This is a genomic window from Stenotrophomonas maltophilia (genome assembly GCF_039555535.1).
GTDB lineage: Bacteria > Pseudomonadota > Gammaproteobacteria > Xanthomonadales > Xanthomonadaceae > Stenotrophomonas > Stenotrophomonas maltophilia_Q.
This window is the reverse complement of record NZ_CP154630.1, coordinates 3,208,652-3,231,753: the sequence shown is the minus strand read 5'-3', so window position 1 is coordinate 3,231,753 and position 23,102 is coordinate 3,208,652. Positions and strand designations below refer to the sequence as shown.

Below are 23,102 nucleotides of genomic sequence, written 5' to 3'. Positions count from 1 at the left end.
CGCTTACAATGGCGGCTACCGTGGGCAGTCTAGCCGACCACCGCGGTCGGTTTGTCCGGCGAAGCAAGGAGTGAGGTTGTGGCGGTAATGCAGCAAATCCAGGCCGAGGTCGATCGTTACCCGCTCGTGCTGTTCATGAAGGGCACCCCGCAATACCCGATGTGCGGCTTCTCCAGCCGCGCCGTGCAGGCGTTGATGGCAGCCGGCGCGGTCACCCTGCGCACCGTCAACGTGCTGGAAGAACCCGAGATCCGCGCCAACCTGCCGCGGTTCTCCAACCTGCCGACCTTCCCGCAGCTGTTCATCAACGGCGAGCTGATCGGCGGCTGCGACATCGTCCTGGAACTGTTTGAAGCCGGCGAGCTCAAGCGCATCGTCGAAGAGGCGACCCAGGGATGAGTGCCTGGCCATCGACGTCACCGACCAACGGGGCGCTCGATGGCCGCCCGTTGCAGGATCGCGTGGTGCTGGTTGCCGGCGCCGGCGGTGGGTTGGGCAGTGCGGCGGCCGTTGCCGCTGCCGCAGCCGGGGCCACCGTGGTCCTGCTGGGGCGCAAGCCGCGCCGCCTGGACCGTGTCTATGCCCAGGTCCAGGCCGTCGGCCCGGAACCACTGCTGTATCCGCTGGACCTTGAGGGTGCGGGTCCCGACGACTATGCCGAACTGGCCCAGGCCCTGCAGCGCGAGCTGGGGCGGCTGGATGGAGTGCTGGTCTGTGCCGCCCATTTCCCCGGATTGACCCCGTTCGAACTGGCCGACCCGGCCAGTTTCGCCCGTGCGGTGCATGTCACCCTGACTGCTCCGGCATGGCTGGCCCAGGCCTGCCTGCCGCTGCTGCGGCAGCGCGAGGATGCCGCCCTGGTGTTTGCGGTCGATGCCTCCGAACGGGTGGGGCAGGCCTATTGGGGTGGGTACGGCGTGGCCCAGCATGGCCTGCGCGGGCTGATCACCAGCCTGCACGACGAACTTGGCCGCAGCCCGGTGCGGGTCAGCGGCCTGTATCCGGGCCCCCTGCGCACGGCGCTGCGCGCCCGGGCCTATTCCGTCGACCAGGACCCGGCCGCGCAGGGCCCGGAGGCCGCCGCTGCTGCGGCCGTGGCCCTGCTGTCCAGCGCTGGCAGCGCCTGGCGGGGCCAGATTCTCGATGCCAGCCAGGCATTCCCCGGCGAGTGAGCCCCGGGGAAAGGCGGAGTGAAGAACCCGTCACGATTGCGTTGCGATCCGGTGCCGTTTGTCGCACAACCGTCACATTGATGGCGTAGCGTGTTAATCTAGTGTTAACCGTTATGGCTGCCTTCAGCCAAGCGGTAGGGAACCCCAGATAAATCTCCGACCAGCCACCCGCAGGGCTGTTTGGATGCGCTTTTTTTCCGCCATCGCCAACTCGCATCGAGGCTACCGAAAAATGACCCACCCACTCCGGATGTCCAAGCTTACCCTTGGTCTCGTGGCCGCACTTGCCGCCGCTCCCGCCTTTGCCCAGAGCACCTCTGCAGGTGTCGGTGGCCAGGTGATGTCCGCCGCAGGCCAGCCTGTCGCCGGCGCTGAAGTCACCATCACCCACACCGAGTCGGGCACCGTTTCGCGTGCGACGACCGATGCGTCGGGTCGATACAACGCGCGCGGCCTGCGCGTGGGTGGTCCGTACACCATCACCATCACCAAGTCCGGTGAAGGTACCAAGACCGAAGAAGGTGTCTTCCTGAACCTGAATCAGGTCAACACCGTCAACGCCAGCCTCGGCGGTGACCTGGCTGCGACCAATCTGGACGCAGTGAACGTCGTCGCCACCGCGGGTGGCCTGGACCTGTTCAGTGCCAACAAGATGGGCACCGGCAGCAACGTGACCCGCGAAACGATGGACGCGCTGCCGTCGGCCAACCGCAACATCCAGGACTACATCCGCCTGGACCCGCGCATCTCGCAGGTCAGCAAGGCTGACGGCGCGATCTCGGCCGGTGGCCAGAACACCCGCTACAACGCCATCCGCATCGACGGCATCAGTGCCTCCGATCCGTTCGGCCTGGGCTCCAACAACCTGCCGACCGAGCGTCAGCCGGTGTCGATGGACGCCATCCAGGAAATCAACATCGACCTGGCCAACTACGACACCACCATCTCCGGCGGTACCGGTGCGGTGATCAACGCCGTGACCAAGTCGGGTACCAATGAGTTCCACGGCACCGTGTACGGCTCGTACCGCGACAAGGACATGGTCCGTTCGCGCCTGGAAGGTGACAAGTCGGACTTCAATGGTTTCAAGGACGAGAAGACCTACGGCATGACGTTCGGCGGTCCGATCCTCAAGGACAAGCTGTTCTTCTTCACCAACTATGAAAAGTACGAGCGTAGCGGCGGCGGCGTGAGCCTGAGTGACAGCCCGTACAACAAGGATCCGTCCAAGGGCGGCATCAGTGACGCCGATATCTCGGCAGTCCAGAAGCGCATGAGTGATCTGGGCTATCCGGTCGGCGGCGTTGACGGTCTGAACAACAAGACGACGATCGAAGAGTACGCCGTCAAGCTCGACTGGAACATCAACGAGAACCACCGTGCGGCCTTGCGCTACAACAAGATGAAGCAGGACGTCGTCCGCTTCCCGCAGGTCAGCAGCAGCGCGCTGTCGCTGAGTGACTTCTGGTACACCCAGCCGACCCAGTACGAAACCTGGATGGGTGAACTGTTCAGTGACTGGTCCGAGAACTTCTCGACCGAGTTCAAGGTTTCGCACAAGGACTACTCGTCCAATCGTGTCGCGGCCTCGCACCTGCCGCAGATGCGCGTGCGCTTCGGCAACAACTCGCTGTACCTGGGCACCGAGCAGAACACTCACACCAACTTGGTCGAGTCGAAGGAACTGAGCGCCTTCGGTGCTGGTACCTGGTACATCGGTGACCACACCGTCAAGTTCGGTTTCGATTACACCGACAATAACCTGATGAACTTCTACGGCCGTAATCTGTACGGCGCGTATGACTTCCGCGACTTGGCGTCGTTCCTGAAGGGTACCGCCAACGGCTACCAGCTGCGCGTGCCGCGTCCGGGTGGCAGCTTGGATGATATTCCGGCCAAGTTCCATCTGAAGAACACTGGCCTGTTCATCCAGGACACCTGGGCGATCAACTACAACCTGAGCCTGATGTTTGGTGTCCGTCTCGATATCCCGGACTTCACCAGCCAGAACAAGTACAACACCGACATCCAGTCGCGCTACGGCTACGACAACACCAAGCTGGTGGACAAGAGCCTGTTCCAGCCGCGTGTTGGCTTCAACTACACCTTCGACAGCGATCGTCCGACTCAGCTGCGTGGTGGCGTTGGCTTGTTCGGCGGTGCAGCACCGAACGTGTGGCTGGCAGGTGCCTACCAGAACACCGGTCTGAACTACGTTGAGTACAACGTCAGTGGCAACCCGGGTGGTTTCAGTGCTGATGCCGACAATCCGTTCATTCCGGATCCGTCGAAGATCATTGCTCGCCAGAACGTGGACATTATCGCTCCGGGCACCCGCCTGCCGTCAGTGTGGAAGGCCAACCTGGCGTTCGACCATGAGCTGCCGTGGTACGGCATCGTGGCGTCGGCTGAAGTGCTGTTCACCAAGGTCAAGGATGGTCTGTACTTCGAACGTCTGGACCTGACGGACGGCAAGGGCAAGGGTGCGACCTTCGTTTCGGCGCAGGACGGTCGTGAGCTGTATTGGAACCCGGCAGGTCTGAATCAGGCCAACAGCAAGATCGACAGCCGTTCCGGCGACAACCTTGGTATGGAAAACGGCACCAACGGCGCGCTGAACCGCGCCAACCGTCCGAACAACATCGGTGACGTGATGTTGCTGCGCAACACCGACAAGGGTCGTGGCAGCCAGGCTACCTTCTCGCTGGCCAAGCCGCTGACCGAGAACTGGGGCTGGTCGCTGGGTTACACCTACACCCAGTCGAAGGAAGTGAGCCCGCTGACCAGCTCGCAGAACACCTCGAACTGGAACAACACCCAGATCCTGAACGCCAACGAGAACATCGCGTACAACTCGCGCTATGCGATCAAGGACCGTATCACCGGCACCCTGGAGTGGAAGCACAACTTCTTCGGTGACAACGCTACCCGTATCGGCCTGTTCTACGAAGGTCGCTCGGGCCGTCCGTACAGCTACGTGTTCTACAACGATGCCAACGGCGACAGTGCGATCGGCAACGATCTGTTCTACGTGCCGAAGGGTGTGGGCGACGTGCTGTTCACTGGCGGCGCAACGATGGAGAAGAAGTTCTTCGATTGGCTGGCGCAGAACCCGGAACTCGAGGCCTACCGTGGCAGCGTGGTCCCGGCCAACTCGCACCGCGCCAAGTGGGTCAACAGCTTCGACGTTCGTATCAGCCAGGAATTCCCAGGCTTCGTGAAGGGTCACAAGGGTGAAGTTGCCCTGGACATCATGAATGTCGGCAACCTGCTGAACAAGAAGTGGGGCCTCATTGACGACTACGGCTTCTATGCAACCCGCCGCGTGGGCAACTTCGCAGGTATCGATCCGGCCACCGGGAAGTATGTGTACTCGTTCACCGGTGCGGATGATTCGTCGATCCAGGAAAACAACAACGACAAGGGCAACACTGCCGTGTCGCGTTGGTCCATGCAGCTGACTGTGAAGTACAAGTTCTGATCAATCAGAGCCTGAAGCGGTAAGTGAAAACGGCCGGGGAAACCCGGCCGTTTTTGTTGTGGTAGACAAGAAATTTTTGGTTTGCTATAGCTGGGATACGGCTGTCCATGGATGGTGGAAATGAAAGTCAGATATGGAGTGTCTCCGCAGGCATTGCTTGCACTGAATAAGCTGGATCTACAACATCCTGTACGTTGTGTAGCGCGCTGTTCTCATGCGCTGGACTTGATGGCCAGTGTCGCCAGTTGCCGACTTCGCTACTGCCCACGTTGTGATTCCCGGCCGGATCGATTTGAGCGGTGTGAACGTGCTCGGCGCTATCTGAAGATGAGCCGGAAAAGGGATGTCGCGCGGATAAATGGACCCCTGCTCTGTCTACTGCACAAGTGTGCGGCAGAAGAGGCTGATCGTTCCGGCAGTTTTCGAGTGAACCGTATCCGGGTGGGGAGTAGCGGGAATCCGTTGAGTTTTGTTGCCGCTCAAGTCGATGTTGCTCGCATCATCAGGGAAATATCACCCTCATATCAATCTCTTGAGACCTTGCAGAAAGCTTATTTTGCAGTGTTCATCATGAGCATTCTTCATCCATTTGAGGACGGAAATGGGCGGACAATGCGCATGTGGCTTATCTCTCTTGCGGCTTCGTCCGAATCGGCTGAAGTTGCGGAATTTGTGTCGTTTTTGGCTCTCTATGTGAAGTTCAGGCAGCGTGATCTTGTGGTCGCCATGGATCAGCTTTCTGAGGGTTTTGTTTCCGGTGTCCAGGAGTTCCATGCCGCAGCCGTAACGTTCTTCGAAGGTCTTTTCGATGAGGAGGCGAGTGCACGAGTATTTGATTGGGCAATCTCAATCGAGCCTGAAGGGTCTCTTCTAGCTCGAGCCTGGTAAAAGTTGGAACTACAAGGAGAGGAGTTCTCATGAAGCTTTCGGTATTGATCAGCACGTTCGTTGTGGCCATGTCCATTGCAGGTGGTGCTAAGGCTGGCCTTGATCCTTGGTGTAACCCGAGCTATTGCCCGCCCACGCCCACCTATCCGGGAACCGGTGATACTACGCGGGAAGATACCTCCTATCCGGCGACGGTGTATGAGTTGCATCGCGATTGCGTGGAGAATGCGGAGCTGATGCGATCGGCCGCCGTGAACGATTATCTTGGCTGGTCGTACGAAATGAAGAAGACCTACTATGAATATGCGGGAGTCGTTGCGTTCATTTTCAAAGGGCCCAACAGTTATGGCCTCATCGAGCTCAGCTTCAAGGATCCATACTCTCAGGATCCCTTCTGGCCCGGGAACATATTCAACTATTGCTTCAAATAGTAGGTAGCCAGAAGGAAGAAGGTGGAAAACGGCCGGGGAAACCCGGCCGTTTTCCGTTCAGGCGAAAGTCCTTGCAGGCCACTCCGCATCGGCGTAGCATCCAGAAATGTGCGCGGTGCCAACGCCGCCGATGCGGTCCCGGAAAGGCGAACGCGGGGAGCACACATCCAACGGTCGGGCTTCCCGGCCGTTTTGCTTTTTAAGGGGGCGGCAGTACAGTCGGAAACCTTGAAGGAAGCGAAAAATTGGACATGACCACGAACGAAAAATCAGCCCGCGCACTGCCGGTGCAGGACGCGCGGATCTACCCGCGCGGTGGGCTGGATGTGCTGTCGCGGGCCGAAGTGGCCCGCCTGCGCGATGCGTCTGCCGGCGGCATGCACGAACTGCTGCGCCGCTGCGCGCTGGCCGTGCTGACCAGCGGCAGCGCCTCTGACGATCCGCGCGCGGCGCGCGATCTGTATCCGGATTTCGACATCCAGGTGGCGCAGCAGGATCGCGGCGTGCGCATCGACCTGGTCAACGCACCGGCGATGGCCTTCGTCGATGGCGAGATCATCCGCGGCGTCGCCGAACTGCTGTTCGCGGTGGTGCGTGACCTGGCCTACATGGCCATCGAGATGGGCCCGGCCTACGCGGCCGAACTGGAGTCGTCCGAAGGCATCACCAATGCGGTGTTCGGCCTCCTGCGCAATGCGCGCATCCTCAATCCGGGCGACCCGAACCTGGTGGTCTGCTGGGGCGGCCATTCGATTTCGCGCGACGAGTACCTGTACACCAAGCAGGTGGGCTATGAGCTGGGCCTGCGCGGCCTGGACATCTGCACCGGCTGCGGCCCGGGCGCGATGAAGGGCCCGATGAAGGGCGCCACCATCGCCCACGCCAAGCAGCGCCGTACCGTGACGCGCTACATCGGCCTGACCGAGCCGGGCATCATCGCCGCCGAGTCGCCGAACCCGATCGTCAACCACCTGGTGATCATGCCGGACATCGAGAAGCGCCTGGAGGCCTTCGTCCGCATCGGCCACGGCATCATCGTGTTCGCCGGTGGCGTCGGCACCGCCGAGGAGATCCTGTACCTGCTCGGCATCCTGCTGCGCGAGGAGAACAAGGACCTGCCGTTCCCGCTGATCCTGACCGGACCGACCGTGGCGGCGCCGTACTTCGAGCAGATCGACCGCTTCATCCGCCTGACCCTGGGTGACGAAGCAGCCGAGCGCTACGAGATCATCATCGGCGACCCGGTCGCGGTGGCGAAGAAGATGGCCAATGGCATCAAGCGCGTGCGCGAGCACCGCCTGGCGCAGAAGGACTCGTTCTTCTTCAACTGGTCGATCGAGATTCCGTGGGAGTACCAGCAGCCGTTCGTGCCGACCCATGAGGCGATGGCAGCGCTGGACCTCCACCACGGGCGTGCACCGCATGCGCTGGCGGCGGACCTGCGCCGGGCGTTCTCGGGCATTGTTGCCGGCAACGTGAAGGAAGACGGCATGCGCCGCATCGAAGAGTTCGGGCCGTTCCAGATCCATGGCGACCCGGACATGATGCAGGCTCTGGACGGGCTGCTGCGCGCTTTCGTCGAGCAGCGCCGGATGAAGATCTCCGGCGAATACCAGCCCTGCTACCAGGTGCTGGCCTGAGCCTGTGCCGGCGCGATGGGGATCGCGCCGGCCGGAGTGGGGCGGGGCGGGTCGTCAAGGCTTTGACGCCCGTCGCCCTGGATTGACCGTTCATCCTGCCGCCGCTTGCCGGTGGCAGGGCGATGGCCCATCGTGGCCATCAACACGCTGGGGAGCGTCCAATGTCTTTGCGCCGGCAAAACGGCTTCACACTGGTCGAGTTGATGATCACGCTGGTCATCCTGGTCATTCTGGCCAGCATCTCCTATCCCAGTTTCCGCACCGCGATGCGCTCGAACCGCCTGACCACCACCAACAACGAGGTGATCGGCCTGTTGTCGCTCGCCCGCAGCGAGGCCATCCGCAACCGCCATGGTGGCGGGGTGTGCGGCAGCAGCAATGGCACGTCCTGCGATGGCGACTGGAGCAAGGGCATGCTGGCCTGGGGCGACGCCGATGGCGATGGCGCCGTCAGCGGCAGCGAAAGCGTGCTGCGCTTCTCCAAGGGCAGCAGCAGCCTGGCGGTCGAGGCTCCCAGTCCAACCGTCATCTCCTTCGACTCCCAGGGGCGCCGCCGCGCGTCCGCCGACCAGGTCGTGAGCCTGGTGCCGCAAGGCTGCAAGGCGGGTGACCCCATGCGGACCCTGACCGTCCTGTTCTCGGGCCAGGTCCGCTCCACCGCAGGGACCTGCAAATGAAACGTCGTCGTTCCGGCATGGGCGGGCCTGCCCGCAGTCGTGGCTTCAGCCTGATCGAGGTGCTGATCGCGCTGCTGGTGCTGGCGTTCGGCCTGCTTGGCTTTGCGCTGCTGCAGACCATGAACGTGCGGTTCGTGCAGAGCGCCAGCCAGCGCACCCAGGCCACCAGCCTGGCCTACGATCTGATCGAGCTGATGCGCGTGCAGCGCAGCGAAACCCTCAACGGTGGCGAATACACCAAGGCCTCCTTCACCGCCGGCTCGGTCACCGCGCCGGCTGGCCCCTGCACCTGGCCCAACAGTGCCGACGTGACAGCCTCCAAGGCGAACGTGGCGCGCTGGCAATGCCAGGTGGTCAAGGTGCTGGGAGGCAAGGCCAGCGCCAACGTGACCGTCAATGATGGCCTGGTCACGGTGGGCATCGGCTGGGGAGACGAGCGATGGAACGCAGCCAATCCCGACAGCATCACCACGTTCACCCTGGTTACCCGTCTATGAAGCGCGCGCCTTCCGCTGCCAGCCATGCGGCTGGCCTCTCGCTGGTGGAACTGCTGATCTCGCTGGTCATCGGCCTGGTGCTGATGCTGGGCGTGACCCAGATCTTCATGGCTTCGCGGGCGGCCTCGCAGCTCTCCGAAGGCGTCGCGCGCACCCAGGAAAACGCTCGATTCGCACTGGAGTTCCTCGAGCGCGACATTCGGATGGCCGGGCACATGGGCTGCGTGAACGACCAGGCGCACCTGGTGCGCGCCCAGGACAGTGTCAAGGTCAACATTGCCGGCGTGAAGTCGGGTGATGGCAGCCCGATGGACTTCTCGGTGCCGATCCAGGGTTACGAGGCGCAGGGTACTGCGCCTGGCAACAAGCTGACCCTCGGCGCAAGCTGGGGAGCTGCCGGCAGCACGCCGTCGGCGATCACCAATCTGAAGCCCAAACCGCTGGGTGGCAGCGACATCATCGTGATGCGCTACCTGGCGCCGGAAGGCTCGCCGGTGCTGTCCATCGGTTCCGGTAATTCACCGGACATCACGATCGCCAAGGACGCGGCGGCCCGACTGTCGGCCGGTGCCGTCACCACGCCCTCGGCGTTTGCCGTGGCCGATTGCAGCAAGGTGGATGTGTTCGCCGGGAAAATCGCCGACAGCACGATCACGGCCAGCAAAGCCGATCTCTCGGCGTATTCGGCCAACAACGCGGTGACCATGGTCTATCGGGTGGAATCGATGGCGTACTACGTGGCCACCAATACCGCAGGCGAACCCGCGCTGTACCGCGCGCGTGGCGCTGGCGACAACACGTTCGGCACCGGTGAGGAGCTGGTGGAGGGCATTGAGAGCCTGCAGTTCCTCTACGGCCAAGATACCGAGACGGCAATCAGCAGCACCGCGCCGCCCACCGGAGTAATCGCCTTCCAGAAGACTGCCAGCGGGGTCAGCACCGGTACCGATGCCGCCGCTGTCGCTGCGTGGCGGCGGGTTGGCCTGGTGCAGTTCGGACTGCTGGTGCGCAGCCCGCAGCGGGCCGCGGCCGAGCAGGCCAATACGGCGGTGGCCCAGCTGGGCGTGCTCGGCGTTGGCTTCAATCCGCCCACGACCTACGACGATCGCTACCGTGCCTCCTACGAGGTGTCCGTGGCACTGCGCAACCGACTGTTCGGGAACTGACCCATGAAGCCCTCCGTCTCCCGTAGATTCCAGGGGCGTACGCAACAGCGCGGTGCGGTGCTGTACGTGGCCCTGATGCTGTTGATCCTGCTGTCGCTGATCGGCGTGGTCGGCATGCAGGTGGCGAGCATGCAGGAGCGCATGTCCTCCAACTACCGGGCCGCCAACGTGGCGTTCCAGGCCAGCGAACGAGCGGTACGCGATGCCGAGCGGTCGATCGAGGAGATCGACAACAATACCGGCGATGGCGGCGCGTTGAAGGCTGACGCCATCAAGCGCATCTGCGATGACGGCTTCGATCCCACCCGCTGGGTGGGTGAGCAGAAACTGTCGGCGGCGCCGGTGGTCAGCGTGCGCCGTATCGACGCCTGCATCCAGGGCGAATCGACGCTGGGCATGGGCACGCCGGAAAGCGAAGAGCCCACCCGCGTCTACCAGATCACCGCGTTCGGCTCCGATCGCGATGCCGCCACCAGCAACGAGGGTACTTCCTCGGCGGCTGTCGACACTGTTTTCAAGCTTTGAGGAACCCGGTCATGGCGACCCGAAAGATCAAGATCCTGGCCGGCTCCGGGCTGTTGCTGGCGGTGGCTGGCGGCACCTGGCTTGCGATGAACCTGTTCGCCGCGCAGGCGCAGGGCACGTTGTCGCAGCACCCGATGAACCTGAAGGTCTCCGCGCCGCCGTCATTCATCATGGCGGTGGACGATTCGGGTTCGATGACCTTCCAGACCCAGTTCCCGGGGCAGGATGGTACGGCGTGCTGGAACTATGCGCGGCAGAGCTTCTTCAGATCCAAGGGTGTACTGAACACCGTTGATGACATCATCAGTGGCTACGATCGCTATGACAATCCCATCTATGGCGCGGGGGAGTGCGACTACTTCTATGTACTGCCAGGCGCCCGAATCAACGACAACAGCGGCATTCCCGCGCTGGACGTATTCGGGTTCGCGCGATCGGCCGCCTACAACCCGGCGTACTACGATCCGAACATCAAGTACGAGCCTTGGCTGAACGTCGTCAAGGAAGAGGTCGTGTCCTATCCGCAGGCCAATACGGCAGCCACCCTCATTGATCCGCGTGACACGGGTAATTCGCTGTCGCTTGCTGCGAGCTACCTGGGTAGATCCAGTTGGGATGTCCAACGGATGCAGAAGGGCATGGTTGCGCCCAAGGGGCAGGCCTATGCGAATGTGACCCGAAACGAGGATCGCTGGGGGAACGTAACGTATGCATTCGGCGCCGAGAACGACAATGGCAATGGCCGAAGCTGGACTTCGGCGGGTTACGCATCCCTGAGGTATGTTCCGGCAACGTTCTTCATGCCCTACAGCAGTGATGCTGATCCCCGGCCCCAGCTGCCGGGGGCGACCAATGCATATGCCGGCGTCACCCGTACCAGGATTGCGGGTGCCTGTGGCACGGGGTGTGACATGTGGAAGTATGTCATCGCGTCCGGTGATGCGGCCGCGCTCCAGAATTTCGCCAACTGGTACTCCTACTACGGCAACCGAAACCGCGCGATGATCGCGGGCATGACGCATGCGATGAACGTCAACGACATGTATGTCGGCTACTTCAAGATCAACGAGTTCCAGAAGTACAACAGCTCGTCCGATGATGCGAAGCGTCTGGCGATCCAGGACATGAGCCTGATCACGCAGAAAGCGAAACTGTACAGCGACATGATTGCGTTGACCGCCAATGGCGGTACGCCCAATCGGCATGCGGTCAATGCGGCCGGCCTGCAGTTCATGCGGACCGATGACAATGCCCCCATCAAGCTTTCCTGCCAGAAAAACGCGGTGATGCTGTTCACCGATGGCTACAGCAACAATGGCAACAGCCTGCCGACATCCTTGGCGCCCGCCCCGGGCAACATCGACAAGGCAATGGGCGCCCCGTTCTCGGACAGCAACTCGGATACGATGGCTGATATCGCGGCGTATTACTACGTCAATCCATTGCGCACCGATACCGCGATGCCCAAGGGCAATGTGCCGGTGCCGGAGCAGTGTGCGACCAGTACCGACAAGTCGCTGGACTGCAACAAGGACCTGCACATCAACTTCTACGGGATCACCCTGGGTGCACGTGGCAACCTGTTCGATCCGGACAAACAGCAGAATCCGTATACCGATTCGGCCATCTACAACAACTGGCCGCCACGTCAGAACAACAATCCCAGCACCGTGGATGACATCTGGCACGCCGCGACCAATACCCGTGGTGAGTACATCAACGCGCGTACTCCAGCAGACATCACCACGGCCATGCGCCGGGTGCTGTCGTCGGTCACCTCCGGGCCAGCGCCTTCGGGCAGCCAGGGCCTGACCGGCGCGCGTATCGGTACCGGGTCGCTGGCGGTCACGCCCCAGTTCGAAGTGGCCAACGAGGAAACCGATTGGTTCAGCCGCCTGAAGGCATCCAAGCTCGCGGTGAACGACAAGACGCAGCAGACCGAGTACACGCAGGTGTGGGAAGCGGCAGAGAAACTGGGCGCGCAGCGTTCGCGCACCATCGTCGCCACCAAGGGCAATGCTGCAGTTGACTTCAGCAGCACCAACATCGCCTTCACCGATCTCTGCAACAAGGACGAGAAGCAGTATCCCGGTATTGCGCGCTGTTCTGCGACCGAGGCTGAAAAGCTGGGCGGCGACATCGCCACGGCCATGGCCTATCTGCGCGGCGACGCATCACGCGAAGTACGCAACTCGGGGGGCATCTATCGCACCCGTACCACCGTGCTGGGCGACATCGTCAACTCCAGCCCGGTGATCAGTTCGCCCCGCGACGACTATGGCTACCAGCGCATCAGCACCGCGATGGCGACCTCGTATGCCACGTATCTGACCCGCAAGCGCAACAACGGCCGCTACATGGTCTATGTCGGTGCCAACGACGGCATGCTGCATGCCTTCGACGGTGGCATGAACGGCAGCGGCGTGAGTGACAGTGCCGGTGGCAGCGAGACCTTCGCCTACATCCCTGGAACTGCGCTGGGCCACATGGCCAACCTGCTGTATCCCTACGTGGCGGCCAACAAGTCCGACCAGCGCTTCCGTCATCGCTACTACGTGGATGGACCGATCGCGGTGGCGGACGCACAGATCGGTGGCAACTGGGCCACGGCGCTGGTTGGTACGGCGGGCGCCGGTGGGCGCTCGGTGTTCGCGCTGGATGTCACCACGCCATCCAGCTTCGGTACCGGCAATCGCCTGTGGGAAATCAGTGACGTGGCGCCGGGGCTCGATAGCACCGTGAAGGCGAATATCGGCCATGTCCTTGGCAAGCCGGTGATCGTGCCGGTGAAGGAAGGGACCGGGGTGGCGTGGAAAGCGATCTTCGGCAACGGTTACAACAGCCTCAGCCGCAAGGCCGTGCTCTTCGTGGTCGACCTGGGATCGGGCGCGGTGCGGATGATCACTGCTACCGAGGCCGCGGCGACTGCACCTGCCGGTGACAACGGCCTGGGCAACATCGTGGCCGTCGACCGTTGGCGCGCCGACAGCGCCGGCGGGACGGGGCGTGTACGTGGCCGCGACGGCCTGGCGGACACGATCTATGCGGCCGACCAGCGCGGCGCGCTGTGGAAGTTCGACCTGGAAAGCACGGCGACCTCGGTCACCACGCCGGTGTTCACCACGGCGCGCCAGACCAACAACAACAACCAGGTGTACCGCCAGCCGATTACCGGCGGCATGACCGCCGTGACCGGACCGGGTGGTGGCGTGATGCTGGTGCTGGGTACCGGCAGCTTCTCCTTCGACAATGATCCGCAGGATCTCACCGCGCAGTCGCTGTACGGTGTCAACGACACCAGCAAGGACCAGCCGGAGGCCACGATCGTGCCCGCCAATCTGCTGGCCTATACGGTGACCACCACCAACAAGTTGCGCACGGTCACGGCCACGCCCTTCTCCGGGGCGGCGCGCGGGTGGAGCATTGCATTGCCCGGCGCAGGTGAACGCTTTGTTGGTAATCCTGCCGTGGCGTCGGGAACGGTGTTCATGCCGACCTACATGCCCACCGCGGGTGGCCGTGGCTGTTCGACCGAGGGAAGCAACTGGCTGTTTGGCCTCAATCCGATCTCGGGTGTTGCATCGCTGGAGCAGGCGCGGGTCGGGTCCATTACCGGCACGCCCTACGGAGCGGGCACGGCCGGCGTCAGTCTCGACACCGGCGGCACCGCACCGGTGAAGGACGTCAATGTCTCGGTGATGCCGCGCCTGGCAAAGGGTGCCGATCGAGGCGGGCGCGCCTGCTGGATGGCGGTCAACGTGGCGGGTGCTCCGACGATGTACGTGCCTTATCCCTGCGGTCGCCAATCCTGGCGCCAGATCCAGTAACGAAGACATTCCCATGAGCCTGAACACTCTTTCCAGTACCCTGCGTCGTCCCGGCAAGCAGCACGGTTTCTCCCTCATCGAATTGATGATCGTGGTGATCGTGCTCGGCATCCTGGCGGCGATTGTCGTTCCGTCGTACCAGCAGTACATCCGCCAGTCGCACCGGGGCGTGGCCAAGGCGGACCTGGTGGAGTACGCGCAGCGTGCTGAGCGCTACTACTCGGTGAACAACACCTATTCGGGCTTCGCGCTGCCCAGCAAGGTGTCGCCGCGCGAGGGCGGGACCACACGCTACGCGATCACCTTCGATGGCAAGGCGTCCTCGTTCACGCTGACGGCGACGCCCCAGGGCAACCAGACCAAGGACAGCTGCGGGACGCTGGGCGTGGACCAGGCCAACCGCAAAACGGCCAGCGGCACGGTTTCCGATTGCTGGTAAATCAGGTGTTGATCTTCCTCTGATCGCCCAGTACAATGCGCCTCCCCGCCCGAATAGCTCAGCCGGTTAGAGCACTTGACTGTTAATCAGGGGGTCGTTGGTTCGAGTCCAACTTCGGGCGCCAGATACTGCAAAAGCCGCGAGAAATCGCGGCTTTTGTCTTTTTGGCCCGTCAGCAGGGGAGGGTGCGGTCGACACGCTCGCTGCGGATACGGCCGCCATTGTTGATGACCAACCTGCCATGCAGCCGGTTTCCTGCGCAGATGCGTAGTGTGAGATTGGCGCCGGGACTGCGCCCATCAGGCTGGAAGAACAGCAACGGCCGTCCACTGCTGGCCTGGGCGACGATTGCGATGTCGGTCCGGCCCTGGTGGTGGGTCAGGATGTCCTCGGCGGATGCCGGTGTCCCCCGATGCCTGCCGCTGCGATAGATGATCCAGCCGGCGCTCCAGTCGCGTGAGCACTGCTCACCGTCGTCGCTGGCGCACAGCCCGATCAATTCGCGGCGCTTCAGAGCTTCGCTTCGGGCGCTGGAGAGACTGGCATGCAGGGCCAGTTGCAGGGCGTCGGCGCGATGCCGCAACAGCAGCGGATGCAGCGCGGGCCAACCCGCGGCCACCAGGACGGCAAGGACGGCGATCACCACCAGCATCTCGACCAGGTGCATGCCGCGTAGCGCCGAACGATTGGGACGGGGGATGTGGTGCATGGCTTCAAGCCTCGCGCCCCGGCAGCAGCGCCGCCATCAGGCACCGCCGCGCCAGCCTGCCCGGAAACCCCTCAGCTGGCCGTCACCCCTTGCCCCGTATACTTGTCCTCCCCGGGAACTGGCAACACCATGAGCGACCGTTTCGAACTCGTCTCGCCGTATTCGCCGGCGGGCGACCAGCCTGATGCCATCGCGAAGCTGACCAGCAACTTCGAAGCGGGCATCGCCAAGCAGACCCTGCTGGGCGTCACCGGCTCGGGCAAGACCTACACCATCGCCAACGTCATCCAGAACGTTCAGAAGCCGACGCTGATCATGGCGCCGAACAAGACGCTGGCGGCGCAGCTGTATGGTGAGTTCAAGGCGTTCTTCCCGCACAACGCGGTCGAGTACTTCGTCAGCTACTACGATTACTACCAGCCGGAGGCCTACGTGCCTTCGTCGGACACCTTCATCGAGAAGGACAGTTCGATCAACGAGCACATCGAGCAGATGCGGCTGGCCGCGACCAAGACCCTGCTGTCGCGCCCGGATGCGATCGTGGTTGCCACGGTGTCGGCGATTTATGGCCTGGGTGCGCCCGAGGACTATCTGTCGCTGCGCCTGATCCTGTCCAAGAGCGAGCGCATCGACCAGCGCGACCTGATCAATCACCTGACCCAGCTGCAGTACACGCGCAACGAGTACGAGCTTCAGCGTGGCACGTTCCGCGTGCGTGGCGAAGTGATCGACGTGTTCCCTGCCGAGTCGGACAGCGAAGCGCTGCGCATCGAGCTGTTCGACGGCGAGGTCGAGAAGATCACCCTGTTCGACCCGCTCACCGGTGAGACGATGCGCAACATGCAGCGGTTCACTGTCTACCCCAAGACCCACTACGCCACCACCCGCGAGCGCGTGCTGGCCGCGGTGGAAACCATCAAGGTGGAGTTGAAGGAACGGCTTGAGCAGTTGTATGCGGAAAACAAGCTGGTCGAGGCGCAGCGCCTGGCGCAGCGCACCCAGTTCGACATCGAGATGATGGCCGAAGTCGGGTTCTGCAATGGTATCGAGAACTACTCGCGGCACCTGACCGGCAAGAATGCCGGCGAGCCGCCGCCGACGCTGTTCGACTACCTGCCGCCGGACGCGCTGCTGGTCATCGACGAATCGCACGTGACCATTCCGCAGATTGGTGCCATGTTCAAGGGCGATCGTTCGCGCAAGGAGACCCTGGTCGAGTTCGGCTTCCGCCTGCCGTCGGCGCTGGACAACCGGCCGCTGCGTTTCGAGGAGTGGGAGGAGCGTTGCCCGCGCGCGATCTACGTGTCCGCCACGCCGGGCCCGTATGAGTACCGCGAGGCCGGCGACGAGATCACCGAGCTGGTGGTGCGCCCGACAGGCCTGATCGATCCGGTGGTGGAAATCCGCCCGGTGGGCACCCAGGTCGACGACCTGATGAGCGAGGCCAACGCGCGCATCAAGGCCGGTGACCGTGTGCTGGTCACCACGCTGACCAAGCGCATGGCCGAGAACCTCACCGAATACCTGACCGAACACGGCATCCGCGTGCGCTACCTGCACTCGGACGTGGACACGGTCGAGCGCGTGGAGATCATCCGCGACCTGCGCCTGGGCAAGTTCGATGTGCTGGTGGGCATCAACCTGCTGCGCGAGGGCCTGGACATGCCCGAGGTGTCGCTGGTGGCAATCCTCGACGCCGACAAGGAAGGCTTCCTGCGCTCCACCGGCTCGCTGATCCAGACCATCGGCCGCGCCGCCCGCAATGTGCGAGGCAAGGCGATCCTGTATGCGGACAAGGTGACCCGCTCGATGCAGGCAGCGATCGACGAGACCGACCGCCGCCGCGCCAAGCAGGTCGAGTACAACGAAGAACATGGCATCGTGCCGCGCTCGGTGGCGCGCCCGATCGTCGACGTCCTCGAAGGTGCGCGTTCGGATGCGGCGGAGAAGGAAGCCAAGAAGGGCAAGGGCAAGGGCAGGGCGGGTGTTGCCGAGGACGGAGCCGATTACCGCTCGCTCGGCCCGGCCCAGCTGGCGGCCCGTCTGAAGGCGCTGGAACAGCAGATGTACCAGCACGCCAAGGACCTGGAATTCGAGGATGCCGCACGCGTGCGTGACCAGATCCGGCAGCTGAAGGAAGCGAGTCTGGGCTGAACGCGGCGGTGCAGCATCTTCTTCACAAAAGTGTTGCGCTTCACGGCCGGCATCCGTAATATACGCGGCCTGCACCGACGCAATCGCGGACGTTCAGAAGCAAAAACGGGCGGTTAGCTCAGCGGTAGAGCACTACCTTGACATGGTAGGGGTCACAGGTTCGAACCCTGTACCGCCCACCACGAAGTCTCCGGAAGGGGGCTGTCGTGAACTGAAGAGCCCGGCCCTGGCGCCGGGTTTTTACGTAGCAGGGCCAGCTTTCGGGCGGCAAGAACAAGATGGGCGGTTAGCTCAGCGGTAGAGCACTACCTTGACATGGTAGGGGTCACAGGTTCGAACCCTGTACCGCCCACCACCTGGCTCCCGGCACTGCCGGTGCAGCGGTGGATCACGATGAAAGCCGGCCCTGGGCCGGCTTTTTCGTTTGCGATGGTTACCGGTGCCCGAGCGTCAGCGCTGGGCAACCCATTCGTCGATGCTGATCATGCGCTGCAGTCGCCAGTGGCCGTCCACGCGTTCCCAGACCTGCGCGAAACGTGCTGAACCGGCCTGATGCTGCTGGCCGCCCGCAGGCGGGCGCTGGTTGCCCACCCGCAGCACGCGGTCCTGGCGCAACCGGAACAACTGCAGGGCCGTCGGCTCATGTGCCGGGGGCATGCCCGCACGCCCGGCGTCGGCCTGCAGGATCTGGCTGCGCAGGGAGGCATCCCCGGCGTCGGCATCGCGGCCGAACAGGCCAGCGCACAACAGCAGCAGGGCAAGCATCGGCATGGCACGGTGCTCCGGAGAAGGGAGTCCAGCGTGGCACTGCCCCCTGCGCTGTGAAACCGGTATGCGACGAAAGCCGGTAAAGCGTGCGCCAAGTCGATGCGGGAAGGATGAATCCGGGCCGGGAAGTGCCGGGCCGCGCATCACGGCGGCCCGGCGTGGTGGGCCACTGCGGGGTGGCCCGGTCATGGCCGCGGCGCTGGCTCAGCTCCGCGGCGGGTGTGGCAGGTCAGCGATGCCGACCCCATGCACGGATCCGGTTACAGCGGGTCGCAGCACAGCAGCTGGCCGTGCTTGCCCGCGTTGCCGAACGGGCACTGCGGGTGCGGTTCGCAGCCCGGTGCATATCCGGTCTTGGGCGAGACGGCGAAGGCCTGGCTGGCGCCGAAGGCCATGGCCGCGACAACGACGATACCGGCGACGGACGAAAGCACTTTCTTTCCGATCATGTGTATCTCCTTGGTTGGCGTTGTGGAGTTGCAGTTGCCGAAGGCACGGGAGTGCCGGTTGTGGCGCGAATGCAGTAACAGGGCGCCGCGACGTGATGCGCGGCATGCGGGATCAGGGCAGCGCCGGCTTCGGCGCGAGCGACGCGACGGCGGCCTGCACGACCTGGGCGTCGAGCTGCCCGACATGCTTGTAGGCAACGCGGCCATCGGCGGCCAGCACCATCAGCATCGGCGTGACAGTGGCGCGATAGCGCGTGGACGCAGCGGCTTCGTTGTCGATGGCGATCGGGAAGCGCAGTGCATGCTTGCCGGCGTAGTCCGCCAGCCGGTCGTATGGCGGCAGGCCGACACCGACCAGTTCGCTGTTGCCGCGGGCCGCGGCGATCTGCTGCAGCTGCGGTACCGAGGCCAGGCAGTAGCGGCATGCGGTGGAGAAGAAATAGAGGATCTGCGGAACGTCGCGCGCACCGCCGATATCGACGAAGGTCTGCTGCGTGGTGCGCAGCGACAGTGCATCCGGGCGACTGCCCAGCTCGAGGCCGTGTGCTTCAAGGCGCATGTCCTGAAGCTGAGTGGCCATCTGCTCGTTGATCTGTCGCAGATGGCGGTTCTGCCATCCGAGCGCGATGACCAGCACGGACAGCAGCAGGGCGACAACAGGGAACAAGGCGCGCTTGAGCATCGATCATCCTTGAACGCAGCGTTGGGTCGAACATACCCGAACTGGCGCGCAGGGTGTTAAGCGGATGTTCTCGGCACATCCACCGATGACGGGCCTGTACTAGAGTGATGCCCGCGCAGGCATGCGTGCATACCCTCCACCCATCACCAGGATCTTTCACCGATGAGCGATCATGTGCCGGTTTCCAGGCCCAATCCGTTCTTTGAACTGCTGTTCGGCGGCAACATGCTGGAAGGTACGTTCAAGGCAGTAATCTGGGTCGCCCTGTTGTCCGCTGTGCTGGCCTGGACCACGTTCCGCTGAGCGGGTGCGCGGCACTGCAGCATCGTTGCCGATGGCCTGCGCTCAGGCGCTGAAGGCCTGGCGCAGGCTGCGCAGGGTGGCCTGCCGATGCTCTTTCGCGCTGGCCTCGCCCATCTCCAGTTCCTGCAGGCGCAGCCCGACCAGAGTCATCGACAGCGCGTATCCCCGGGCCGCGTCGGCAACGCGCGACTGGCCGAGCGCGCGGCGTGCAAGCGCGCTCACGTGCTCAAGGTCGGGCATCAGCCCAAGGTAGGCGCGCTCGGCGCTGTCCAGATCGGGGGCTCGCAGGATCGCGTGTGCTTCGGAGGTGGGGGAGACGGAGGCCATGGGGGGTCCTTGTCCGTAGCGGGCGCTCGTTCAGAACGAGCGCATCAGGGAAATGAAGGCCGACGACTGGGTGCCGCGTCGTGCCATCGGGCTGTCCTTCACTGCATCGCCGAACCACTGGTTGGCAACCACACCGGTCGCGCGCCACTTCGTGCCCAGGGGCGTGCTGACGGCGATCTGCAGGCTTGGCGATGTCGTGCTGCCCGGCTGGTAGGCGGCCAGTCCGGAGCGCAACGCTTCCTCATCGCTGATGCCGTAGTAGTAATCCAGCAAGCGTGCGCTGGAGTGCACCACGCCCACCTTGGGGAGCCAGGTGAAGCGGCCGGCCTGGATCTGATAGCTGTAGTGCAGGCGCGATTCGAAACCGCCGCCGTGGCCGGTGATCTCACGCATCACCCCGGCTTCGACGATGCCCCAGTCGGCGCTGTATTCGCCGTTGATGCCGGCCATGGCCGACATCTGCCGGCTGTGCAGGCGGCGCAGCTGCGGATCATTCACGTCATCGGTCTTGAAGCGCAGCGTGTAGGGCGTGACCGCCGTCGAAAGGCGCAGGCCCTGGCCCTTGTACAGATACATCCCCAGCGAGCCGGGGCTTGCGAAGAAGCGCTGGCCCTGCCAGGCAATGGACGGGACCACCAGCGGCTTGACGTCGTAGTGCGCATACGCGCCCGAGGTTGCGCCAGCACTCATGCCGGCCTGCACGCCCGGGTTGCGGTCGGCGGCCTGCGCGAACACCGGCAGGCCGAAGGCAGCGGAGAACAGCAGCGGGCGCAGCAGGGTCGGGGACAGTAACGGCATCGATCAGCGACTTTGCAGGGGATGGCTGCGCATGGTGGGGGAGCAACATTGTCAGAACATTGCGTCGGCGCATCCGGCAGGCCGAAGCGGAAAAAGTGGGCGCCAGGCACTATGATCGGCACCGTTTCCGGAAGCCGAGCCCCCGATGCGCATCCTCCTGGTCGAAGACGATCCTGATCTGTCCCGAGCCCTGCAATCGGGACTGGAGCGGCAGGGCGTGGTCGCCGATGTGGTTGGTTGCCTGGCCGAAGCCGCCATCGCGCTGCGCGAACCCGTGCACCAGCTGATGCTGCTCGACCGCCAGTTGCCTGATGGCGATGGCGCGGGCTTCGTTGCCGTTGCGCGGGCCCTGCGCCCGAACCTGGCGGTGATCATGCTGACTGCCAAGGGCACGCTGTCGGACAAGGTCGAGGGCCTGGATGTCGGCGCCGATGACTACCTGGTCAAGCCGGTGGCGATCGAGGAACTGATGGCGCGCATCCGTGCGGTGTCGCGGCGGCCCTCTGCGATGGTGACACCCAGCCTGCGACTGGGCCGGCTGGAATTCGATTTCGAATCGCTGCAGGCGCAGGTCGATGGCCAGCTGCTGGCGCTGCCGCGGCGGCAGGTGCTGGTGCTGCAGGCGCTGGCGATGCGGCAGGGACGCACCGTCACCCGCAGTGCGCTGGAGGCAGCAGTGTACGGCTTCGATGACGAGATCCAGTCCAATGCACTGGATGCGCATATCTCCAAGCTGCGCAAGGCGCTGCAACAGGCGGGGGCCGGCGTGGAGATCCATGTGATCCGCGGTGTCGGCTACCTGCTGGCGGAGGCCTGAGATGGCACGTCCGATCCGCTCCATCACCCTGGGCCTGGCCTGGCGCCTGTTCCTTGCACAGGCCTTCACCGTGCTGTTCGCGGTGGTCGCGTTGATCCTGACCTGGGGTGACAAGGACACCTGGGGCATGGACATGTTCATGGCCGAGGCAGTGGCCAAGGCGGTGCACAGTGAGGGTGGCCGGCTGGTGCTGGACCAGGCGCGCTGGGAAAAGCTCGATGCCAGTGCAGGCGGCAACCTCTGGTTCGCGGCAGTCGACGACAAGGGTGCCTGGCTGGAGCGCGGCACGATTCCGGCGATCCACGCGCCGCTGCTGGCGCGGTTGCCGACGCTGGGCGCGACCGAACTTGGTTCGCTGGTGCCGCCGTACTTGGATGTGGCGCGGGTGATGATCCGCAACGAAGAGGGGCGCCGCATCACGGTGATGGTCGGTGGCGCTCCAAAGGGCGGGTTGCTGGATGGCGCGCTGATGGTGCTGCGCCTGATCGGCCTGTGGTTCTTCCTGCCGTTGATCGTGGTCACGCTGCTTGTGATGCCGACGGTGATCCATCGCGCGATGCGCGGCGTGCGCCGCTCCGCGCAGCAGGCCAAGGAACTGGACATCGGCCAGCCGGGCGCGCGCCTGGATGCGCAGCTGGTGTCGACCGAGGTCGCACCACTGGTGGAAGCGTTCAACGATGCGATCGACAAGGTGCAGCAGGGCTATGCAGCACGCGACAAATTCCTCGCCGATGCCGCGCATGAGCTGCGCGTGCCGATCGCGGTAGTGCAGGCGCGCCTCTCGCAGCTGCCGCAGGGTGAACTGAAATCGCAGTTGCTGACCGATGTCGCCCGCCTCGGCAACGTGGCCGAGCACCTGCTCGACCTGCAGCGGCTCGACCGCAATGTCGGCGCGCTGCAGCGGCTGGACCTGGCGTTGCTGGTGCGCGAGGCGGCCGCCGATCTGGCACCGCTGGTGGTCGGCGCCGGTTATGGCTTCGAGGTGGATGCGCCGGAGTCGCCCGTGTGGATCCATGGCGACAGCCTGGCGCTGGGGCGGGTGATCGCCAACCTGGTGCACAACGCCATCGTCCATGGTGGCGGGCGCGGCATCATCTGCGTGCGCCTGGATGCACGCGGCCTGCTGGAGGTCAGCGACCAGGGCGCCGGCATTCCGGTCGGTGACCGCGAAGCGATCTTCGAGCCCTTCCACCGCCTGCGTGCAGCCGGCAGCGGCAGTGGCCTGGGCCTGCACCTGGTGAAGGAAATCGTGCAGCACCACGGTGGCTCGGTCAGCGTCGGTGAAGCGGCGGGCGGCGGCGCCAGCTTCAGGGTCAATTTCCACCGCGGTACCGTACGGCGCTGACAGGCAC

Annotated in this window: 22 protein-coding genes and 3 tRNA genes; 19 read left to right on the top strand and 6 right to left on the bottom strand. The window is 63.9% G+C overall.

Translation table 11 applies throughout. The annotated features are described in order from the left end of the window. Window positions 1–78 precede the first annotated feature (78 nt). The 13 genes from grxD (at window position 79) to AASM09_RS14940 (ending at window position 14,867) form a co-directional block, all read left to right on the top strand. Window positions 79–399: a Grx4 family monothiol glutaredoxin gene (gene grxD, locus AASM09_RS15000; protein ID WP_005408852.1), complete on the top strand. Its 321-nt coding sequence runs from the start codon at window positions 79–81 to the stop codon at window positions 397–399. Beyond that, on the top strand, window positions 396–1,172 hold the full coding sequence (locus AASM09_RS14995; protein WP_049432566.1) for an SDR family NAD(P)-dependent oxidoreductase: 777 nt from the start codon (window positions 396–398) through the stop codon (window positions 1,170–1,172). Before grxD ends, AASM09_RS14995 begins: the two co-directional genes overlap by 4 nt. A gap of 232 nt (window positions 1,173–1,404) precedes the next feature. Beyond that, window positions 1,405–4,653, top strand: a complete 3,249-nt coding sequence (locus AASM09_RS14990; protein WP_080355089.1) for a TonB-dependent receptor — start codon at window positions 1,405–1,407, stop codon at window positions 4,651–4,653. A 120-nt stretch (window positions 4,654–4,773) separates the two neighbouring features. After that, complete coding sequence (locus AASM09_RS14985) at window positions 4,774–5,541, top strand: Fic family protein (RefSeq protein ID WP_157804737.1); 768 nt, start codon at window positions 4,774–4,776, stop codon at window positions 5,539–5,541. Between the two features lie 29 nt (window positions 5,542–5,570). Beyond that, window positions 5,571–5,972, top strand: a complete 402-nt coding sequence (locus AASM09_RS14980) for a hypothetical protein (RefSeq protein WP_049432570.1) — start codon at window positions 5,571–5,573, stop codon at window positions 5,970–5,972. A gap of 251 nt (window positions 5,973–6,223) precedes the next feature. Then, window positions 6,224–7,612, top strand: coding sequence for a nucleotide 5'-monophosphate nucleosidase PpnN (gene ppnN / locus AASM09_RS14975; RefSeq protein WP_049432572.1), 1,389 nt, complete (start codon window positions 6,224–6,226; stop codon window positions 7,610–7,612). Window positions 7,613–7,773: 161 nt separating this feature from the next. Then, entirely contained in the window at window positions 7,774–8,289 is a 516-nt protein-coding gene (locus AASM09_RS14970; protein ID WP_049432576.1) for a pilus assembly FimT family protein, read from the top strand. Then, the gene (pilV, locus tag AASM09_RS14965) at window positions 8,286–8,786 is read left to right on the top strand and encodes a type IV pilus modification protein PilV (protein WP_005408857.1); all 501 of its coding nucleotides are present in this window, start codon (window positions 8,286–8,288) and stop codon (window positions 8,784–8,786) included. The genes AASM09_RS14970 and pilV overlap by 4 nt, the downstream gene beginning before the upstream one ends. Further along, window positions 8,783–9,952, top strand: coding sequence for a PilW family protein (locus AASM09_RS14960; protein WP_049432579.1), 1,170 nt, complete (start codon window positions 8,783–8,785; stop codon window positions 9,950–9,952). The genes pilV and AASM09_RS14960 overlap by 4 nt, the downstream gene beginning before the upstream one ends. Before the next feature lie 3 nt (window positions 9,953–9,955). Next, window positions 9,956–10,477, top strand: a complete 522-nt coding sequence (locus tag AASM09_RS14955; protein ID WP_049432582.1) for a pilus assembly PilX family protein — start codon at window positions 9,956–9,958, stop codon at window positions 10,475–10,477. 11 nt (window positions 10,478–10,488) lie between these two features. Then, window positions 10,489–14,304 carry a pilus assembly protein gene (locus AASM09_RS14950; protein WP_049432585.1) on the top strand — a complete coding sequence of 1,272 codons (3,816 nt, stop codon included), beginning with the start codon at window positions 10,489–10,491 and terminating at the stop codon, window positions 14,302–14,304. A 13-nt stretch (window positions 14,305–14,317) separates the two neighbouring features. Next, window positions 14,318–14,743 carry a type IV pilin protein gene (locus tag AASM09_RS14945; RefSeq protein ID WP_049432588.1) on the top strand — a complete coding sequence of 142 codons (426 nt, stop codon included), beginning with the start codon at window positions 14,318–14,320 and terminating at the stop codon, window positions 14,741–14,743. 47 nt (window positions 14,744–14,790) lie between these two features. Next, window positions 14,791–14,867 (top strand) — tRNA-Asn (locus tag AASM09_RS14940). Between the two features lie 48 nt (window positions 14,868–14,915). Here the strand turns inward: AASM09_RS14940 and AASM09_RS14935 are convergent. Then, window positions 14,916–15,410, bottom strand: a complete 495-nt coding sequence (locus AASM09_RS14935; protein WP_049432598.1) for a GspH/FimT family protein — start codon at window positions 15,408–15,410, stop codon at window positions 14,916–14,918. Window positions 15,411–15,581: 171 nt separating this feature from the next. On the opposite strand from AASM09_RS14935, the gene uvrB reads away from it, so the two are divergent. From uvrB to AASM09_RS14920, 3 genes are all read left to right on the top strand, one after another. After that, window positions 15,582–17,606, top strand: coding sequence for an excinuclease ABC subunit UvrB (uvrB, locus tag AASM09_RS14930; RefSeq protein WP_343368479.1), 2,025 nt, complete (start codon window positions 15,582–15,584; stop codon window positions 17,604–17,606). 107 nt (window positions 17,607–17,713) lie between these two features. Continuing rightward, window positions 17,714–17,788: transfer RNA gene (locus tag AASM09_RS14925), tRNA-Val, on the top strand. Between the two features lie 98 nt (window positions 17,789–17,886). Further along, a tRNA-Val gene (locus AASM09_RS14920) sits at window positions 17,887–17,961 on the top strand. Window positions 17,962–18,056: 95 nt separating this feature from the next. On the opposite strand, the gene AASM09_RS14915 is transcribed toward AASM09_RS14920, so the two are convergent. The 3 genes from AASM09_RS14915 to AASM09_RS14905 all read right to left on the bottom strand — a co-directional run bounded on the left by AASM09_RS14915 (window position 18,057) and on the right by AASM09_RS14905 (window position 19,505). Next, entirely contained in the window at window positions 18,057–18,377 is a 321-nt protein-coding gene (locus tag AASM09_RS14915) for a hypothetical protein (RefSeq protein WP_100443626.1), read from the bottom strand. Between the two features lie 257 nt (window positions 18,378–18,634). Continuing rightward, entirely contained in the window at window positions 18,635–18,823 is a 189-nt protein-coding gene (locus AASM09_RS14910; RefSeq protein ID WP_005408865.1) for a hypothetical protein, read from the bottom strand. A 112-nt stretch (window positions 18,824–18,935) separates the two neighbouring features. Next, on the bottom strand, window positions 18,936–19,505 hold the full coding sequence (locus AASM09_RS14905; RefSeq protein ID WP_049432533.1) for a TlpA family protein disulfide reductase: 570 nt from the start codon (window positions 19,503–19,505) through the stop codon (window positions 18,936–18,938). 162 nt (window positions 19,506–19,667) lie between these two features. On the opposite strand from AASM09_RS14905, the gene AASM09_RS14900 reads away from it, so the two are divergent. Then, complete coding sequence (locus tag AASM09_RS14900) at window positions 19,668–19,808, top strand: hypothetical protein (protein ID WP_005408867.1); 141 nt, start codon at window positions 19,668–19,670, stop codon at window positions 19,806–19,808. A gap of 42 nt (window positions 19,809–19,850) precedes the next feature. Here the strand turns inward: AASM09_RS14900 and AASM09_RS14895 are convergent, their stop codons facing one another. Beyond that, on the bottom strand, window positions 19,851–20,135 hold the full coding sequence (locus AASM09_RS14895) for a hypothetical protein (protein WP_049432529.1): 285 nt from the start codon (window positions 20,133–20,135) through the stop codon (window positions 19,851–19,853). A 30-nt stretch (window positions 20,136–20,165) separates the two neighbouring features. After that, window positions 20,166–20,933: a MipA/OmpV family protein gene (locus tag AASM09_RS14890; RefSeq protein ID WP_049432526.1), complete on the bottom strand. Its 768-nt coding sequence runs from the start codon at window positions 20,931–20,933 to the stop codon at window positions 20,166–20,168. A 145-nt stretch (window positions 20,934–21,078) separates the two neighbouring features. Here AASM09_RS14890 and AASM09_RS14885 point away from each other — a divergent pair, with 145 nt between their 5' ends. Then, a complete protein-coding gene (locus tag AASM09_RS14885) occupies window positions 21,079–21,750 on the top strand; it encodes a response regulator transcription factor (RefSeq protein ID WP_033833867.1) in 672 nt (223 codons plus the stop codon). Window position 21,751: 1 nt separating this feature from the next. Beyond that, window positions 21,752–23,095: a sensor histidine kinase gene (locus AASM09_RS14880; protein WP_049432522.1), complete on the top strand. Its 1,344-nt coding sequence runs from the start codon at window positions 21,752–21,754 to the stop codon at window positions 23,093–23,095. Window positions 23,096–23,102: the final 7 nt, after the last annotated feature.